Source organism: Jeotgalibacillus terrae, assembly GCF_016908195.1.
Taxonomy (GTDB): domain Bacteria; phylum Bacillota; class Bacilli; order Bacillales; family Jeotgalibacillaceae; genus Jeotgalibacillus; species Jeotgalibacillus terrae.
Genome location: NZ_JAFBDK010000003.1, coordinates 134,200 through 153,122, shown reverse-complemented (window position 1 = coordinate 153,122; position 18,923 = coordinate 134,200). Strand labels below are relative to the sequence as shown.

The 18,923-nt window shown below is 41.0% G+C and carries 19 protein-coding genes; 14 read left to right on the top strand and 5 right to left on the bottom strand.

What is annotated here, in order from left to right; genetic code table 11:
• Nucleotides 1–192: 192 nt before the first annotated feature.
• From JOD21_RS03875 to JOD21_RS03835, 9 genes are all read left to right on the top strand, one after another.
• Entirely contained in the window at nt 193–975 is a 783-nt protein-coding gene (locus JOD21_RS03875) for a transporter substrate-binding domain-containing protein (RefSeq protein WP_204728350.1), read from the top strand.
• Between the two features lie 114 nt (nt 976–1,089).
• Entirely contained in the window at nt 1,090–1,701 is a 612-nt protein-coding gene (locus JOD21_RS03870) for an amino acid ABC transporter permease (RefSeq protein ID WP_204728472.1), read from the top strand.
• Nucleotides 1,698–2,426 carry an amino acid ABC transporter ATP-binding protein gene (locus tag JOD21_RS03865; protein WP_239581360.1) on the top strand — a complete coding sequence of 243 codons (729 nt, stop codon included), beginning with the start codon at nt 1,698–1,700 and terminating at the stop codon, nt 2,424–2,426. The genes JOD21_RS03870 and JOD21_RS03865 overlap by 4 nt, the downstream gene beginning before the upstream one ends.
• Nucleotides 2,427–2,550: 124 nt before the next feature.
• The gene (locus tag JOD21_RS03860) at nt 2,551–3,267 is read left to right on the top strand and encodes a hypothetical protein (RefSeq protein WP_204728349.1); all 717 of its coding nucleotides are present in this window, start codon (nt 2,551–2,553) and stop codon (nt 3,265–3,267) included.
• A gap of 105 nt (nt 3,268–3,372) precedes the next feature.
• On the top strand, nt 3,373–3,873 hold the full coding sequence (locus tag JOD21_RS03855) for a GNAT family N-acetyltransferase (protein ID WP_204728348.1): 501 nt from the start codon (nt 3,373–3,375) through the stop codon (nt 3,871–3,873).
• An 86-nt stretch (nt 3,874–3,959) separates the two neighbouring features.
• Complete coding sequence (locus tag JOD21_RS03850; RefSeq protein ID WP_204728347.1) at nt 3,960–4,178, top strand: hypothetical protein; 219 nt, start codon at nt 3,960–3,962, stop codon at nt 4,176–4,178.
• 171 nt (nt 4,179–4,349) lie between these two features.
• The gene (locus tag JOD21_RS03845) at nt 4,350–4,760 is read left to right on the top strand and encodes an Rrf2 family transcriptional regulator (protein WP_204728346.1); all 411 of its coding nucleotides are present in this window, start codon (nt 4,350–4,352) and stop codon (nt 4,758–4,760) included.
• Nucleotides 4,761–4,785: 25 nt separating this feature from the next.
• On the top strand, nt 4,786–5,721 hold the full coding sequence (locus tag JOD21_RS03840) for an NAD(P)/FAD-dependent oxidoreductase (RefSeq protein ID WP_204728345.1): 936 nt from the start codon (nt 4,786–4,788) through the stop codon (nt 5,719–5,721).
• Between the two features lie 2 nt (nt 5,722–5,723).
• Nucleotides 5,724–6,290: a class I SAM-dependent methyltransferase gene (locus JOD21_RS03835; protein ID WP_239581358.1), complete on the top strand. Its 567-nt coding sequence runs from the start codon at nt 5,724–5,726 to the stop codon at nt 6,288–6,290.
• Between the two features lie 223 nt (nt 6,291–6,513).
• Here the strand turns inward: JOD21_RS03835 and JOD21_RS03830 are convergent, their stop codons facing one another.
• The 5 genes from JOD21_RS03830 to JOD21_RS03810 form a co-directional block, all read right to left on the bottom strand.
• Nucleotides 6,514–7,506 carry an NADP-dependent oxidoreductase gene (locus JOD21_RS03830; protein WP_204728342.1) on the bottom strand — a complete coding sequence of 331 codons (993 nt, stop codon included), beginning with the start codon at nt 7,504–7,506 and terminating at the stop codon, nt 6,514–6,516.
• Nucleotides 7,507–7,569: 63 nt separating this feature from the next.
• On the bottom strand, nt 7,570–8,433 hold the full coding sequence (locus tag JOD21_RS03825; protein WP_204728341.1) for an alpha/beta fold hydrolase: 864 nt from the start codon (nt 8,431–8,433) through the stop codon (nt 7,570–7,572).
• Between the two features lie 105 nt (nt 8,434–8,538).
• A complete protein-coding gene (locus JOD21_RS03820) occupies nt 8,539–9,114 on the bottom strand; it encodes a TetR/AcrR family transcriptional regulator (RefSeq protein WP_204728340.1) in 576 nt (191 codons plus the stop codon).
• Nucleotides 9,115–9,563: 449 nt separating this feature from the next.
• A complete protein-coding gene (locus JOD21_RS03815; RefSeq protein ID WP_204728339.1) occupies nt 9,564–10,802 on the bottom strand; it encodes a sugar ABC transporter substrate-binding protein in 1,239 nt (412 codons plus the stop codon).
• Nucleotides 10,803–10,911: 109 nt separating this feature from the next.
• A complete protein-coding gene (locus JOD21_RS03810) occupies nt 10,912–11,949 on the bottom strand; it encodes a LacI family DNA-binding transcriptional regulator (RefSeq protein ID WP_204728338.1) in 1,038 nt (345 codons plus the stop codon).
• A gap of 196 nt (nt 11,950–12,145) precedes the next feature.
• Here JOD21_RS03810 and JOD21_RS03805 point away from each other — a divergent pair, with 196 nt between their 5' ends.
• The 5 genes from JOD21_RS03805 (at nt 12,146) to JOD21_RS03785 (ending at nt 18,916) form a co-directional block, all read left to right on the top strand.
• The gene (locus tag JOD21_RS03805) at nt 12,146–13,942 is read left to right on the top strand and encodes a cache domain-containing sensor histidine kinase (RefSeq protein ID WP_204728337.1); all 1,797 of its coding nucleotides are present in this window, start codon (nt 12,146–12,148) and stop codon (nt 13,940–13,942) included.
• Entirely contained in the window at nt 13,914–15,518 is a 1,605-nt protein-coding gene (locus JOD21_RS03800) for a response regulator transcription factor (RefSeq protein WP_204728335.1), read from the top strand. Before JOD21_RS03805 ends, JOD21_RS03800 begins: the two co-directional genes overlap by 29 nt.
• A 1-nt stretch (nt 15,519) precedes the next feature.
• Nucleotides 15,520–16,878 (top strand): ABC transporter substrate-binding protein, encoded by a 1,359-nt coding sequence (locus JOD21_RS03795; protein WP_204728334.1) that lies wholly within the window; start codon nt 15,520–15,522, stop codon nt 16,876–16,878.
• A 146-nt stretch (nt 16,879–17,024) separates the two neighbouring features.
• Nucleotides 17,025–18,026, top strand: a complete 1,002-nt coding sequence (locus JOD21_RS03790; RefSeq protein WP_204728333.1) for an ABC transporter permease — start codon at nt 17,025–17,027, stop codon at nt 18,024–18,026.
• Between the two features lie 14 nt (nt 18,027–18,040).
• Nucleotides 18,041–18,916, top strand: a complete 876-nt coding sequence (locus JOD21_RS03785) for a carbohydrate ABC transporter permease (RefSeq protein WP_204728332.1) — start codon at nt 18,041–18,043, stop codon at nt 18,914–18,916.
• The last annotated feature ends 7 nt before the right edge of the window (nt 18,917–18,923 follow it).

Genomic DNA, 18,923 nt, shown 5'->3' with positions numbered 1-18,923 from the left:
TGGAAATAGGGTAACCTGATTTTAACATATGATGGTTCGACCGCAACAGGTATCAGTTGAGACAGTCCTTGTAGCCAAACTTATAAATGATGGATTTTAAGTAAATGTTCAATATAAATGAAGTGTAGCATTTTCGTTATATTTGTATTAAAGTTGTAATGTATTAAATTTTCTAAATAGGGGGACTATTTTATGAAGAAATTGACAGGATCAGTACTACTCTTAAGTACGGCTCTTATTCTCGGAGCGTGTGGCTCAGAAGAGTCAGACAGCGGTTCAGGTGACGGAGGAGATGAGCAGGTTTATAAGGTAGGAATTGATACTACATATCCACCATTTGAATATGAAGAAGATGGTGAATATAAAGGGATCGACATTGACCTTATTAACGCCATTGCTGAAAATCAGGGATTTGAAATTGAGCTTTCCCCAATGGACTTCGGCGGAATTATCCCTGCGATGCAGGCTGGCCAATTAGATCTTGCGATTGCCGGTATGAGTATTACAGATGAGCGTAAAGAAGTTGTAGACTTCTCTGACCCGTATTTTGAAGCTGGTTTAAGCCTTGTTGTAGGCGAAGACAACTCGGATGTAACCACGCTTGAAGATCTTGCAGGTGAAACAATAGCAGTTAAGAACGGTACAACTGGAGCAACATATGCACAGGAGCAGGCTGAGGAAATCGGCTTTGAAGTCGTTCAGTTCAATGACAGCCCTGCTATGTTCCAGGAAGTTGCGAATGGCAATGCAGCTGCATTAATTGAAGATTATCCGGTTATTGCTTATGCAATTGCACAGGATGACCTTGGATTACAGACAGTTGGAGATCGTCTGAATGGTGATCAGTATGGTATCGCTGTATTAAAAGGTGAAAATGCAGACCTTCTTGAAAAGATCAATGCAGGACTTGCTGAACTGAAAGAAAGCGGCGAATATGATGAAATCGTTGCAACTTATCTTGGTGAAGAAGAATAAAGAATAAAAGAGATTGAACTCAGAGCGCGCTCATTTGCGCGTTCTATTTGTTGAAAGGAGAGAAATCACTTGGAAAGATTTCAGGAAGTATTTACGAACGCCTTTCCCTATTTAATGGACGGGCTTCAGATGACGATCTACATCTTTTTAATTGCGATCGTACTTGGATTCATCATTGGTCTGATTGTGGCGCTTCTGCGACTATCCCCAATTAAGATCCTGAATTGGATTGCGATCTGGTTTATTAACGCGATCAGAGGTACACCATTTATCGTACAGTTATTCTTTATTTATTTCGGATTAAACTCTCTTGCGTGGATTTCATTCGATAATGTCACTGCAGGGATTGTAACCGTTGCGATTAATGCGGGTGCTTATTTTGCAGAGATTATCCGTGCAGGGATTCAATCAATTGATAAAGGACAGACAGAAGCGGCAAGATCACTGGGCTTAACGAGTAGTCAGACGATGCGACATGTCATCTTGCCTCAGGCTTTCCGCCGTATGCTTCCTACTTTTACAAATCAATCAATTATCAGTTTAAAGGATACGTCGCTGCTTTCGATTATCGGGGTAGCAGATCTCGTGCAGCGCGGTCAGGTTCAGACTGCAGCAACTTATGCAGCGTTTGAAATCTGGTTTATTGTTGGGGTTATATACTTTATATTAATCTATCTCTTAACCCTGCTGTCTGATTTCCTTGAAAGGAGATTTGTTTTACGATGAGTATCATTCAGGTAAAGAACTTAAAAAAATCATTCGGAGATCTGGAAGTATTAAAGGATATCAATGTTGTCATTGAAGAACAGGAAGTGCTGTGTGTCATCGGGCCGTCCGGTTCAGGGAAAAGTACTTTTCTCCGCTGCTTAAATCGCCTAGAGGATATTACTGATGGTCAGGTGATTGTGGATGGAAATGATATCACAAGCAAAAAAACAAATATTAATAAAGTAAGAGAAAATGTGGGGATGGTGTTCCAGCAGTTCAATCTGTTTCCGCATAAGTCAGTGCTCGAAAATGTACTCTTAGCACCGATGAAAGTCAGTAAGAAAAACAAAGAAGAAGCAAAAGCAAAGGCTCTTGCGCTGCTTGATAAAGTTGGGCTGAAAGAAAAAGCAGAAAGCTATCCCGGCGAATTATCAGGTGGACAAAAGCAGCGTGTAGCGATTGCCCGTGCGCTTGCGATGGATCCGAAAATCATGCTTTTTGATGAGCCGACATCCGCTCTTGACCCGGAAATGGTAGGAGATGTGCTTGAAGTCATGAAGCAGCTCGCCCTCGAAGGGATGACCATGGTAGTGGTAACGCATGAAATGGGATTTGCCCGTGAAGTGGGAGACCGAGTAATTTTCATGGATGGCGGATATATCGTTGAAGAAAACGAACCGAATGCACTCTTTGGAAACCCTCAGGAAGAGAGAACGCAGGCGTTCTTAAGTAAAGTGTTATAAAAAAAGCCGAAGAGCAAAATTAGCTCTTCGGCTTTTAAATTTCCTTTTTTTGTACGATTTTTTTGGTATGATGATACATATTCATATTAAAATTCTGAATTTTCATTTGGTCTGGAGGGCTCCCATGAACAAACGGACTGATCTTGAGGCATTCAACTGGATTAAAGAACAAATTATTCCACTCCCGGAAGAGTGGAGAGGCTGCCACTTTTATAACCTGATCCCACCTGTCTTTGAAGCGTACTGCAAGATCATTCATCCGATTTACAGGGAATTGGGTGCGCCGGATGACAAAGTAACCTGGAGGGAGACTGGATTTTCAGAAGGTTACCTGCAGCCTGGAGAACGGATTACGCTTCGTGACCTTGCAGAAAAATACGGGCTTAGAGAAACGAAGGAGCTTGGTATGGCATCGATTGTGCGTAAACTTGGTGGTGATCAGCCGCGTTATTTGAGTGGCGGGGAAGAAGGCATACTGGATTATAAGTCGCTTAATCAGGTAGTTGAGATCATAAAGCCTTTCTCAAAAAATATGAATTGTTATTTCTATTATAATTTGTTGAAAACGACGGATTATGAAGACAAGTTATTTGAAGGAAAGCCAGATGAAATGAAGCATCTGCTCGGGTTGCAGGAAGTATGCGGAAATCCGAGTTACTTCTGGCCTGAGGATCGAAGCTGGTGCTTCTATTCAGACATTGATCTGGATTTTACACTGGTCGGCGGCAGCAGGAAGTTGATTGATGCGCTGATGGCAGACGACTGGCTTGAATGTATTGAGACGGATGCGGAGACACGGGTGGATGATGCTGCGGATCAGCAGGAGATGGGAGAAGGCTGATGATTCTGAGGAAATTGATTGGTTTTCTATTGCCGAGTTTTGTAACCATGTTATTTGAATGGGTTAGAAAGTTATTTAGTCTGGAAAGAGTCGGAGGCGTTAGATATGAAGATTAGAAAATTACATGAAAAGGATGCAGAAAAATACTTCTACATCAGGTTAGAATCATTGAAGAATAATCCTGAAGCTTTTGCAACCAGTTTTGATGAGGAACAACATCAACCTATTGAGCTTTATGTCAATCGTTTAAAATCAGATACATCCATTACACTCGGTGCCTTTCATAACGAACAACTTATTGGCATCATTACAATTGTGAAATCAATTAAACAGAAATTGATGCATCGGGCTGAAATCGTATCTACATATGTAACTCCTGGGAGTCGGGGCAATCAGACCGGCAAAAAGTTAGTGACACAAGCGCTTGATGAAATTAGAAACATACCGGGTGTCGAACAGGTTTATTTAACGGTGGAATCGAATAATATAGCAGCAAAAAAGCTCTACGAATCTGTAGGCTTTGAACTGTTTGGAACAGATAGAAAAGCAATGAAATATGAAGGTCAATATTTTGATATAGATCATATGGTGCTGTATTTGAATTAAAAAACAGGTGTGTGAAGGGATCATGTTATTCGATATGTAGTAAGCTTATATGATAGAAAAATTGAATATAAAGGGGAACGCTCCAAATGGGATTCGTAGAAGTGTTTACATTAGTCATGCCTTTGTTTTTACTCATGATCATCGTATTAAGTGTTTTGGGCATTTATTTTCTAATCCGGGTGGTTAACACGTATATCAAAAATGGAAAAGTTAAAGAAGAGAGACTAAACCTTGATAAGAACGAGATACATAAAATGAATAAAAGAATTGATCAGATTGAGAAAAAATTAAATGAAATTAAATGAAATAAAATGAAAAGGGAGCACTTACGGTAGGGTTTTTTTGATCTTATATGTATATAGAGGAAGTCTGGGTCTGTCCCAATCGATTGACTTCCTTAACAGATGGTGATAATCTGTTTTTAATTAAAGACATCACGAGTCTTTAATATCTATTTTAAACCCCGGGAGGTCATGATGAAATATTCAAATGCAACAAATTATGCGCTGCACACAATGGTTTATTTAACAATCCAGCAGGGAGAAAAGCTTGCAGGTGTACAGGAGCTTGCTGACATGCAGCGTCTTTCTCCAACGTATCTGTCCAAGATTTTAACCAAACTTGCGAAAGCTGGTCTCATAGAATCTACACCTGGTGCGAAGGGAGGGTACAGGATCTCAAGAACAAAGCAGCGTATCTCATTTCTGGATGTGATCAATGCGATAGAAGGCGAAACAAGTTTATTTGATTGTACGATTCACCATGAAGGATGTCTGATTGAGAATGTCATGAGAGAAGCAGAAGAGAATATGAAGACTGAACTGAAATCTAAGCTTTTAGTTGATATTGCGAAAGAAGCAGAAGCAGGTATGAGCAAAGAAAGTTAGTTTTTTATAAAAGGGAGTGGAGTGCATGTTATTAGATTGTGCTGTGATCGGCGGTGGACCGGCCGGACTGAATGCTGCTTTAGTGCTTGGACGGTCCAGACGTAAAACAATCTTGTTTGATGATAATAAACCGAGAAATGCAGTAACGCAGGAATCCCATGGGTTTATTACCAGAGATGGAATAGACCCTCAGGAATTCAAACGGATTGGTCAGGAGGAATTAAGCAGATATCCTGATGTGAGTATTGAAAAGCAGCGGGTTCATCGAATCATAAAAGACCATACGTATTTTAGTGTGGAAACAGAAGACGGAAGAGTGTTCAAGACAAAGAAGGTGATTATCGCAACAGGCTTTAAAGAGATTCTGCCGGATATCCCGCAGATAAAAGAGTTCTACGGAAAGAGTCTTTTCGGCTGTCCTTTCTGTGACGGCTGGGAATTGAGAGATCGTCCGCTTGCTGTAATTGCAGTAGATCAAAAAGCTGTTCACATGGCGAAGTTAGTGTCTAACTGGACAGATGATTTGATTGTATTTACAAATGGGAATCAGGTGGCTTCACCAGAAGAGAAAGCACTCTTGACCAGAAAAGGGATCAAGATTAACGAAAAGAAAATGATTTCATTGATTGGTGAAGAAGGAAGGCTTAGAAAAATTCAGCTGGAGGACCAGACCGAAATCCTGCGTGCAGGAGGTTTTATTGCCTCAGAATGGAAGCAGGCGGCCACATTTGAGTCTGATCTTGGGTACGAAATAAATGATCAGGGCGGAATCAAAACTGACAGTATGCAGCGTACAAAAACACCTGGTGTCTTTGCCTGTGGAGATACAAGAATTGCCGGACCCTCACAGCTGATCATGGCAGCAAGTGAAGGGAGTATGGCTGCCATATCTGTAAATGCAGAGCTGGTCGAAGAAAAATTCAGTGGACAACCTGAACATCAGGTTGAGAAAGGAAGATGAACATGCATCACGGAAAATCTCATGAACGAAAGGTCTCTTATTTAGAAAGCCCTGAACGCAGAAAAGAATTCTCTCCTGAAGAGCTGCTCGATACGATTCCACTGAGAGAGACGGATCACGTATTGGATTTTGGAGCAGGGACAGGTTACTTTACAATTCCGGCAGCCAAAAGACTGAAAGGGAATGTGTATGCTATGGACATTGACCCTGCAATGATTGATATCATTAAAGAAAAATCTCTGAATGAACAGATTAAGAACATTATGCCGGTTCAAGGCGGTATGGAATCACTTCCTTTATCTGACGGCGCCATTGATGTAGTTATTGCTTCGCTTGTCCTGCACGAAATTAAGCCGCTGGGACCGCTTTTACAGCAAATGAAAAAAGCTCTTAAAAACGAAGGTTATCTCATCTGCCTTGAGCTTGAACCAAAAGGAACTTCAGATAAGGGACCAAGAATCACATTGGAAGGTATGAAGCGGGAAATGATCGAAGCAGGTTTTAATATTAAAAAAGTCTCCTTTCCTGCAGAATCTTTATATTTACTGGTTGCCCAAAAGACAGGTTAAAGGATTTTTTTAGTTATATTAAAGATATTAAGTGTCTTTAAAGTATTTAATTAAGAGGATGTAAGGCTGGGGTCATCAGGATCAATAAAGAATTTTGAATTAAGCAGTGATTATTTCTTGAATGTGTAGTAGCCTCAGAAAATAATTGCATGTTTGAGCTAACACAATCATGTCGAAGAAATAAACCCTTTCTATTTCAGGAAAGGGTTTATGAAAAGGTTGATTATTTTATTTTTATTATTATTTTTCCTTTTGCTCTTCCCGTCTCTGAATATTCCAGCGCTTTGCCGGCCTCTTTAAAATTGAAAACCTGATCAATGACAGGTTTTATTTTTTCGGCTTCCAGCAATTCTGTTAATACTTTCAGCTGCTCCCCGCTATGCTTCATAAACAAAAACGTGTACTGCACATTATGTTTTTTCGCTAGCTTCATCAGCTTGGAACTGACGAGTGATAACAACACTTTCTTTAGAGGACCAAGCCCGTTTTCCTCAGCAAAACGGCGGGTTGGCGTACCGGATACAGAAACGATTTGTCCTCCTTTTTTCACTGTGACAAATGATTTTTCTAAGGTATCTCCTCCGATTGTATCCAGCACCGCATCATATTCACGTATCGTATCTTCAAAGTTTTCATTTTTGTAATTAATCACGCGGTCGGCTCCAAGTGACTTGACCAGATCACTGCCGGCACTCGCAGTCGTTGAGACAGTTGCACCCATTGATTTTGCAAGTTGAATCGCAAAGGTTCCTACTCCTCCGGCACCGGCATGAATGAGTAAGTTTTGACCGTTGGTGATATTCAAAATCTCATGCAGCGCCTGATAGGAGGTTAATCCTACCAGAGGGATGGACGCAGCTTCCTCGAAACTCAGGTTCTTTGGCTTCAGGGCAATGTCATCCTCATGAACTGCCAGGTATTCAGCGAAAGTGCCAATTTTACTTGCTCTGGGACGACCGTATACCTCATCTCCTATTTTAAATTTTGTCACATTGGGTCCAACCTTAATGACGCGGCCGGCAAAATCGTTCCCAAGCGTTAGTGGCATGTTGTACTCAAGCAGCAGTTTGAGGTCACCATTCCGAATCTTTGTATCAAGCGGGTTCACACTTGCTGCATGTATTTCAACCAATACATCATGTTTCTCCTCAACAGGTTGCGGTCGATCTGCAAAAACAGGATCTTTGCCGTACTTTTCAATGACGAATGCTTTCATAATGAGTCCTCCATTTTTAGTATTATATAAGTTTTCTGTAGATGAATAAGTGAAACGGCTGATTTAATTTTTAGATGCTTCATAGGTTTGAGAATTGAGGAATAGATTCACATGCTCTGCAAACATTTCCGGATATTGAAACAGGTGGCCATGTCCGGAATCTGGATAAATGATGAGCTGAGCATTTGGTAATTTTTCAGTTAAAATATAGCTGTTTTTGGTCGGCACCATTATATCAGTCACGCCATTTGTCACAAGTACTGGATGGTCAATAGACTGAAGCCACTCGAATTGATGATCCTCCTTTTGCTGTGCCCATTTCGCAATTGCCTGCAGTTGTGACTGTTGTACCTGATCAGAACTGTTTACTGTCTTTTGTCCAAAAATCCTTTGCAATGAGGCCATACCTAATGAGCGGCTGGTGTCAGTGGGGCTGTAGAAGAAAAACATAAAATCTTCCAACCCTTCCTCCTGAGTAGTAGTGTTTTTATTCATTCTTTCAATAATCTCGGGATCTGGATTAACGCCGGATTCAGGGGAAGTGCCAGCGAGGATCATGCGTCTTACCAGGTCCCCATGTTGTAGAGCAAGCTCCTGTGCAACCATGCCACCAATTGAAAATCCAAGAATATCTACTTGTTCCAGTCCAAGCGCTTTAATAAATGCACCCGCATCTTTTGCCATTTCTGCAATTGTGATAGGTGTCTGACCCCTGGTTTCACCCACACCCTTATTATCAAAAAGAATGACTGGACGTTTTTTGGCAATTGGTTCAATCATATTCGGATCCCAGTTTTCCATCGTTCCTCTAAAGTGAATAAGAAATAAAAGCGGGATACCTGTTTCTTTACCGAATTTTCTATAAGCATACCGTGTTCCTTCAACTTCGATAAATTCTGAGACCTTTGGGATTGTAACTGTTGTCATTTGTATATTCCTCCTAAAAAAACATTCATATTTTGTGTAGAAGTCTGATTGTTATTTATCGGTTCATTCTAGAATGAACGTTCTAAAATGGGTAAAAAAAGAAAGCTAGTCTAACACGGAAAGTGTTACATCAATAATGCTTTCTAATTCTTTCTTTGTATAATGGGTCTTGATTAATACTCTTATTCCTAAAAGACTGTTGTGTAGAAACCGTGAAATGGTATCCGGGTCAATATTCTTTGAACACTCACCGTTTTTTTGCCCCTTTTTAATCAGGTGACTGAATACTTTCTCAGTCCGGTTGAACATGTCAGTAGACATCTTTGCGATTTCTTCATCCAATAAAGATAATTCGACAGCTGTATTTACTGCCAGACATCCTTTTGGATGATAACCATCTGCATGTATGGCGTACTCAAAAACTTCCCTTATTGCCTGTTTCATCGGCAAATTACTGTCCATGATCCTTGTCATTTCGGTTGTTATGAGCGCTTCATAATAAGACAGAGAACTCAAGAACAACGAACGCTTATCCCCAAACGTATCATAGATGCTTCTGCGGTGAATGCCCATCTGATCGACCAGATCCTGCATAGACGTTTTTTCATATCCCTGTTCCCAAAAAAGCTGCATCGCTTTTTTCAACACTTCTTTTTCATCAAACGCTTTACTTCTAGCCATCTTCATCTCCCCATCAATCTCTATTCATGACTTAATGGAAGTTAAATCAATGTAAATACGCTCATTTTAGAACGTTCATTCTAAAATGATTAAAAAAATAACATCAAGCCTTGAAAGTATCATACCTTTTCTAGAACGATTAGTAAAGAATTATTTATTATCTATTGTTCAGGATTTCTCATAGCCTATCAAATTTTGAACCTTTATTTGGGGCTTCATTCAAAAGATTAAAGTGATCAGGATAGGAACCGGGGATCAGCGGGTTAGCTGCAGCCGGAGAAACAGATCATGCTTTCTGGGTTCACAAAAAATAAAGTCTAAAATAAACAAATGAACGTAGTGTGACCTAAATATTCATTTGATTTTATTGAAATAATTAAATTGTTCTGTGGCAGGTAGTAGGTAAAAAAAGAATGCAAGGATGGGGCCCTGCATTCTAATATTTCTCCTTATTCGTAATTTATTTCAATTTCTTCTTCTATTTTTTCTACACCTTCTTCAAGTGCTTCAGCCGGATCATCACCCTGAATAATAAAGGTAAGTGCATCTGCCATTGGCTGCCAGACAGCTGATAGTTCTGCGATATTTGGAAACGGGCGTGCACGCTCAAGCTGCGTTGCGAATCCTGCAAGCATTGGGTCTTCAGTGAATTCAGGACTATTGAGTATAGCTGTATTCGCTGGAATTTCTCCTGTAGCACTGAATGTTTCCTTGAGAGAAGCTTCACTTGTCAGATGTACGGCCAGATCAGTTGCCTCTTCAGGGTAATCAGAATAAGAAGAAAGCATCCATCCTTTCGTGCCAAGGAATGTCTCCGGGTGTTCTCCATTTTCAAGCATAGGAAGGGGAGCAGTGCCAAGGTCTTCACCAAGCGCTTCCTCAAAATCATATCGTGCCCAGGGTCCATTGATAATCGCACCAGCCTGACCATCCATGAATAATCCATTAGCCGCGTCAATTGTAATACTTGTTGGTATGTATCCGCTTTCAAACCAACTCTGAATTAACGAGGCACCTTTAACAGATCCTTCGTTTGCCAGCCCAACATCATCACTTACATATCCATTACTGTCTTCATTAAAGATGTATCCGCCAAACCCGGCCATAAATGGATAAGAGAAATAAAAATCATTTGCAGGATATAAGAACCCAAACTGATCATTTGCATCATCAGTGAGTTCAGCCATAGCAGCTTCCAAATCTTCAACTGTCTCAGGCGCATCCGGAATCAATGACTTGTTGTAGTAGAGTGCAAGTGATTCAACAACTGCAGGCAGACCGTATAATTCGCCATCGTAGCTGAGCGCTTCAAGTGAACCTGAAGAGTATGAATCAAGTATTTCCTGATCCACTTCGACCGGCTGTACAAGACCCTGAATTGATAAATTCCCAACCCCTGGCTGATAAAAGAGGTCAGGACCATTACCGGCAGGACCGTCAAGTACAATGGCTTCAGTCTGATCATCCTGAGGCATGGATACAACCTCAACGGGAATACCAGTTTCTTCGGTAAACGCCTCAACCTGGGATTCAATTGCACTTAATTCAATATCTGGCGCCCAAACCAATAGACCTTCAGACTCTGCATCAGCAGCTGCAGTACCTTGATCCTGTGATCGCTCTGGCGCACATGCAGATAAAACCAATATTAAAGTCAGACTCCCGGCGGTTAACTTTAGTTTATTCATTATTTTTCCTCCAAACATCATGTTTTTAAAATAGAATAGCGGAGAGGTTCACCTCCTTTAAAGGTTGGTTAATCGGTTAACTAATGCTAAAAATATTCAACAAAAGAGGTTAAAGTTCTTTTGTTGAACCACGAATTACTAATTCTACTGGCAATTGAATCATTTTCTTAACTTCAACAGCAGCAGTCTGATACTCTATTGATTGAATAAGCTGATCTGCAGCGATTGACCCTTTTTCAAAAATATTCTGCCGCACAGTCGTTAATTCAGGTGTAATGTACTGGCTGATTGCTAAATCATCAAAACCTATGATTGAAAAGTCATCAGGTACTGAGACACCATTCTTACTGAGACCCTTCATCGCACCAATGGCTATATGATCAGAAACTGTTACAGCAGCAGTGCAGGTAAGCTGATCCTGAACAAATCGTACTCCCCAGTCATACCCATTTGAAAAAGTGAGATCCTTAAGCTCGAAAGTTAAGCTTTTATCTACTTTTACATCAAACTCTTTAAATGCCCGCTGAAATCCTGCATAACGCATCTGTTCAACGGAACTGTCCTGCAGGGAGGTTGCCAGAAAAGCAATTTCCCGGTGACCAAGCTCCAGTAAATGCTTAGCTGCAAGATAACCGCCAGCTTCATCATCAATTCTTACATTTACATACTGTTCAGCGTGTTCTTCATAAATATCTATACAGATAATCGGCAGATCTACTTTGCATATGACCTGATACAACTCATCAGAAAGCGCCCCGATTAAAATCAGTCCGTCCAGATTTCTTTTCTTGACCCAGTTAATGCACTCAACAGGATCTGTCACGCCGGAAATCATTGTGTCAAATTGACGGGCTCTTGAAACACTCTCTACACCGCTCAGAAAATGATCGTAATACTGATTATTTTCAAATACAGAAGCAGGGGCATTACTGATAAATGGGGCTACCACCCCGATTAAATTCGATTTTTTCTTAGACAGGCTGATCGCGGTATAGTCCGGATAATAACCAAGCTCCTCAACCGCTTCATGCACACGGCGCGAGGTTTCCTCAGATACTTTTTTTACATTATTTAATACATAAGACACCGTAGCTCCGGATACACCGGCAGCCCTGGCCACATCCCGAATCGTTACTCTATTCTTCATAAAACCTCCGTTTAACCGGTTAACTAGTTTTATTTAGATTATTTTATTTAAGGGGGAATGTCAATATAAAATGTAAGGGTTTTCATTTGGATTTAAATTTCATGTTTGTCTAGACCCGCTTTAGAAATCAAAAGCATATAGAATATTCCGAATAAGTGTGCTAAGTTCTTAATTGAATGAAGAGGGTGGGGATGACATGTTTTTTTCATTGAGAAATAGACTGTTTGTTATATTTACGATTTTATTAACCATACCTTTTTTGGTGTTGTCTATTTTCATTCCTGCCTGGTTAACTGAGTCGATCAAAGATCAAACAAGGGAGTTATCAGTCGAAGTAATGGATCAGTATTCTTTATATATTGAGTCTATCGCTACACAGGCTGAAGATATTGGTAAGCAGGTGCTGCTTAATGAGCTGACGCAGGAATGGTTGAGGGTGAATGGAAATCCGGAAGCAACTGTTGGAGAAAAGTTTCTGGCTGAGACGAATCTGGAATCTCAATTAGCAGCCATGATGATCAATAATTCTAATTCAATGTCAATTAACGTTTTTTTAAATGATGGTGCAACGGTATGGGGAGAAGGTTTGGGTTGGACATCTGAAAACTGGTATAGCGAGTACTTAAATGATGAACGTATTTATACGGGTGCGCATCTTGACTCTTTCCAGCAATCTACTGAAATGATCAACCAACAGGTGAATAGTTTTCTAGTGCCTCTTTTTGATCTGAATACGATGATGAACGGTGGTGTCATTAAGGTTAGCTTTCCGACTCATATTCTTGAAAATGCCTTGGATAATCAGGCAGTCGTTCAAACAGGTTATACCTATTTAGTGGATTCAAATGCTGAAAAGGTATTGAGCCAGCAGGTCCCTTCTGAGAAGACAGATCTAAGTGAAACGATCAGGGCGATCAACCTGTCAGACCTGGAGAAAGGCATGATTGAGCGGGTGGAAGAAGGAGGAAAATTTCTCATCTTTTATCAGAAACTGCCTTTTGCAGATTGGGTACTGATTAACGAAGTCGCAGAATCAGCGCTGTTCAGCGAGGTTGACGATCTGCAGCGGACGTTATTATTCATCTCATTTGCCATCTTTATCTTAACCATGATTGCATCTTTTATTTTCTCATCGACGATTATACGTCCTGTGAGCGGGTTAACAAAAGCGATGTCTTTTATTGAACGGGGAGATTTTAAAGGCGCAAAAAGTGCTCTTCCCTCAGTGCGGTCGGGAAAAGACGAGGTTGGGTACCTGATTCATGCAGCTGATCATACGATCGACCAGCTTAATCGCATGATTGAAACAGAGTATAAGGCGAATCTGAGACGTAAGGACGCTGAATACAATGCTTTGCTGCTGCAGATCAATCCTCACTTTTTGAATAATACGCTTGAGATTATCGGAAGTCTGGCTCTGCAGGAGAAGAACCGGGAAGTGATGAATGTGAGTGTAGCGTTAGGAAAAATGCTGCGGTATTCACTGAAAACAGAACATACAGAGGTCCCGCTCGCTGAAGAATTAACGTATATGAAAAGTTATACTGACATTTTAAAAATAAGATATGGTGAGCAGCTGAAGGTAACCATTAAAGATGATAGCAGTGGACTGGGTTTACTGGTTCCAAAGTTTACGTTACAGCCGCTCGTTGAAAATGCAGTTAAATACAGCTTCACGCAAAAGCATCATGCTGAAATTGACATCAGTATCACTGATCAGAATCATAGCGTCATCGTAGCTGTCTCAGATAAAGGTGAAGGAATGACAGAGGATTTAATTACAAACTTAAAGGATTTTGAGGAGTCAGATGTACTGAAAAGTAAAGGATACAGCATTGGCTTACGTAATGTCATAGGCAGGTTGAAGCTTTATTTTGGCGAAAGGTTCAGCTATGACATTAAGTCGAGACCGGGTCATGGAACAGAAATGTATCTTTATTTCTATACAAATGAGGGGGTGGAAAATGATGAAGATCATGATCGTAGACGATGAAGTCCAGATCAGAAAAGGTATGTATTTGAAACTTAACTTAACAGATCAGGCATGTGAGGTGATTGGTGAAGCCTCGGACGGGAAGGAAGCACTTGAAAAGCTTGCTTCAAACGCTGCCGACCTTGTGATTACTGATATGAGAATGCCTATGATGGATGGTCTTGCGTTCACTAAAGAATGTAAGAAGCAGTTTCCGCATATCAAAATCATTGTCCTCTCAGGCTACTCGGATTTTGACTATGTGAAGAATGCGATGAAAGAAGGGGCGAGTGATTACTTACTCAAACCGGTGTCACCTGATGACCTTGAAACAACCCTCAGTAAAATTAAACAAGAAATAGAGAATGAAAAAGTTGAAAAGCAGGAACTGAACAAAATGAAAAGAGCAGCGAGATATGCCTTTGAAGATGAACGCAGGAAGTATCTTCTATACGTAGCCAATGGGGAGTGGCTGAATCAGGAAGCGGTGGGTGAACGGCTGAAGCAATTGCAATTGAACGACCTGGCAGACCCGGATGCAGTGATCAGGATCTTAACAATTGAAGCCAGAGGGACAGGTGGCGAATCCTCAAGACCTAAAAAGCTGTGGGAATCGTTCAGATTATTGTGTAACGAGATCAGCAGTCAATTCGATCAAATCTGGCTGTTTGAGAATCCGGCTTACCCTTCTTTGATTCATGCGGTCAGTCTGCTACATCAAAGGGATGAACAATCCTTTATAAGAAAAGTACAGGATCAATCCAAATCACTGCTCAATCTATACACCGTGATCGGCGCAGGAGAAAGCGTAACAGGCTTTGACAGAATGAAGGATTCGTATATTTCAAGTCTGCTTGCATGGAGTCAATCCCCACTTGAGGCAGGTGCTCATCTGTATAGAGAAGATCAGCACAGTTTGCAGGGGACCGGGCTGTCACCGGAATTTGAAAGAATTATGATGAGTGCAAGTGAGCAGGGCGATGTAAAACCGGTTTCGGATCTAATCAAAAAAGAATTGGTGAAGTTAGGTCAGCATTCAGCTTATTCATTCACAGTGGGTGCTAATCGAATTCTTTTTCTTTTAGGGACCATTGTTCAAAAGTATGAATTGAATGACTCATCCATCTCCCAATCCATCTGGTTGTGTCAGCAGGAAGTTCGTCAGATGACAAATTATGTAACGGTGATGAATTCTATTGTTCTTGTTTCTGAAACGATTACGCAGGCTGTACATTCAGTGCGTTTTTCAGGTTCGAAGGTGACGGATTCAGTCAAACAATACCTGGATATGCATTATGCTGAAGATATTTCCCTGTCAGTTCTCTCTGATCTGTTTCATATGAACGGGACCTACTTATCAGAGTTATTTAAGCAGCAGACCGGGCAGAACTTTACAGATTACCTTGTAAAAGTAAGGATGAAGAAAGCGGCAGATTTTTTAAAGGATCATCGTCTGAAAATTATCGATGTAGCTGAACTGACAGGGTACTCGAGTGCTGGTTACTTCAGTACCGTATTTAAAAAGCACTATGGCTGTTCACCGGTTGAATACCGCAGGCAGCAGGATACTGGTTCTATTGACAGGGAAGTGGATTGATATGAAGAAGGGAATCATATTTTCAGTTCTTATGATTGTAATGATTGTTGGAGTCGTGATCGCAGTGAGATTCAATATAGATTCAGAGAATGACATGACGATCACACCGGTTACTGAAACAGATGACCAGACAGTATTAACATTCTGGAGAAACTATGGAAATGTTGCTGAAAATCAGGCCTTCGAATACATGATCGCGTCTTTTGAACGGGCTTATCCCAATATTGATATAGATATGAACGCTATTCAGTATGGGGATTATGAATTGAAGCTGCGTACAGAAATTGCGACTGGGAAGCCGCCTGATTTGATGCTGATTGACAGCCCGAATCTGGCACTTTATGCGCGCATTGGCGTACTTGAGCCATTAACAGATCATTTTCTGGAAGAGCGGCTGGATAAAGATCTTCCACCGGCGCTTCTTGAAGGGGTAAGCTATGAGGATGACGTCTATCTGATGCCGCTCGTACAGCCTGGAGCAGCGCTGTATTATAATCGTCATCTCTTTCAGGAGGCGGGTATTCCTTTCCCATCAAAAAATCCGCATGATCCAATGACGTGGGATGAAGTGCTTGCGGCTGCCCAAAAAATCACAGATCCTGACAAAGGGGTCATTGGAATTGATCCGGCACAGGGTTTCCCCGGAGGAGAGGCGGCTTCTTATTTTAAGTCACCTCTCATCTGGCAGTTTGGAGGGGAATTACTGAGTCCTGATGGTTCAACGGCAGATGGATATCTGAATGCGCCTGCATCAATTGAAGCCCTGACATTTTATAAGGATTTGTATCACCGCTATGATGTAGCTGAAGTTCAGCTGCCGCCCAGAGCATTTGAAAATGGGAAGCTTGGGATGAGTGTGTTTGGTTCATGGGAATTAAGCAGACTGAAAGAAACGGATCCGGATTTTGAACTTGGAGAAGACTTCGATATTGCCCCGCTCCCGAAAGGCACTGCACAGGTTGCACCAAATGGAGGCTGGTCGATGGGCATCTCATCCAATACGCAATATCCTGATGAAGCCTGGACGTTCATTTCTTATATGACAGACTATGAGGCAATGAGTATTTATGTTGATCAGACTGGAGAACCACCTGCACGGCAATCTATTGTGCAATCCTTTCCGGAATTTCTTGAGTATCCTGAAAATATCTTTCTGACTCAGTCTCAGATCTATTCCAAAAGCCGTCCGGTCACTCCAGCTTATCCGTTTTTAAGTGATGCGATCAAAACGCTTTTTGAGGAAATTGTTATAGAGAATGCAGAAGTAAAAGAAGCTGCTGATCGGGCGGTAAATAAAATAGATAACGGGATTCAGGAACAAAACAGCTATGCAAACGATATATATTCATTTCCCCAGTAAAGGTCCGTTCAGCGGATCTTTTTTTTATGTGTTCACAACCCGAAAAAAATGAAAGTCCAATTCCAAAGATTTTAAAATAGCCTCTATTTTTTCTCTGTTATATTGAAATCAACTTATGAAAACGCTTTCTAAACAGGGGGGATACAATGCAAAATGCAGCCAGAGAATTACAGGAAGAACACGTTCAGCATCAAAAGCAAAAAGAGCCGGAAAATAAGCAGGACCATCAGCCGGGAAAAAAGAAAAACAAAAACCTTGAGTATATCAAAAAGAACTATCTGTTATATCTTTTTATCGCCCCGGCCATTATTCTGACGATTATTTTCAAATACATTCCGATGTACGGTGCGGTGATAGCCTTTAAAGATTTCAGCCCGATGCGGGGGATTTTGGGAAGTGAATGGGTAGGACTCGAACACTTCACAGGATTCCTGACCTCTCCAAATTTCCTGAATATATTTATGAACACACTGAAATTGAGTTCCTTTGAATTACTGCTCGGGTTTCCGATTCCGATCATTTTAGCCTTAATGCTCAATCAGATCAGAAGGGCGAATGCTAAGAAAAATATCCAGCTGATTTTGTACGCACCACACTTTATTTCCGTGGTCGTCATTTCCGGAATGGTATTTTTATTTCTCTCACCTACAGGACCGATTAACTCTCTCATTACACTCGTGACGGGAAACTCGTATTCTTTCATGTCAGATCCGGACGCATTCCGCTCGATCTATATTATTTCAGGGATCTGGCAGGGAGCCGGGTGGGCATCCATTATCTATGTAGCAGCTTTAGCGAATGTTGATCCGCAGCTTCACGATGCGGCAAAAATTGATGGTGCTTCACTGTTAAGAAGAATCTGGCATATCGATCTGCCGGTATTAAAGCCTGTGATGGCAGTCCTGTTCATTCTTGCAGCAGGTGGCATTATGGCGATTGGTTTTGAAAAAGCTTATCTGCTTCAGACATCTATGAATATACCTGCATCTGAAATTATTCCAACCTATGTCTATAAGCTCGGACTCCAGGCAGGAGATTATTCATTTGCAACTGCAGTCGGATTGTTTAACGCAGTCATCAATGTATTCCTTTTAGTCTTTGTGAACAGCGTCGTTAAAAAACTAAATGAAGGCGAAGGTCTCATGTAGAAAGGGGTAATAAAATGAATTTAACAAAAAGCGACCGTATTCTTTTAACAGTGAATAAAATGTTGCTGGTGATTGTTTCACTGCTTGTATTGCTGCCATTACTGTACGTATTTCTGTCTTCATTTCTTCAGCCTAACACCCTTTTAAATAAAGGGATCATGCTTAGTTTCTCTGATTTCAGTCTTGATGGCTATGCAAGATTATTTGCAGACGGCACCATTTTAAGAGGATTTTTTAACTCTGTTTTATATGCCACAGGATTTACGTTGGTAACCGTAGTGGTCAGTATTCTTGCCGGATATACGCTATCGCAGAATGGTCTGGTCGGCAAAAAAACAATCATGATTTTTTTCATCGTGACCATGTTCTTCAATGGAGGTCTGATTCCAACGTACCTTCTGGTCAGAGATCTTGGCATGCTGAATACGGTCTGGGCAATCATTCTACCAAACGCCATTTCAGTATGGTTCATCATTTTAGCAAGAACCTATTTTAAGGCGATTCCAAATGAGTTAAAAGAAGCAGCCAGAATAGATGGCGCGTCTGACTTCATGATTTTCCTGAAAATTATTCTTCCATTGTCCAAGCCGATTATTTTTGTACTGGCGCTATATGCGTTCATTGGCCAGTGGAATGCTTACTTTGATGCAATGATCTATCTCGAAGACAGAGAACTGCATCCGCTTCAGCTGGTCTTACGATCGATCCTGATTCAAAACGAAGTCCAGCCCGGCATGATTGGCGATCAAATGGCCAGAGCCGAACTTCAGCGGATTTCAGAAATGATCAAGTACTCATCTATAGTTGTTGCCAGTCTTCCGCTGTTAATCATGTACCCGTTCTTCCAGAAATACTTTGAAAAAGGTGTCATGGTCGGGTCATTAAAATAATAAAATG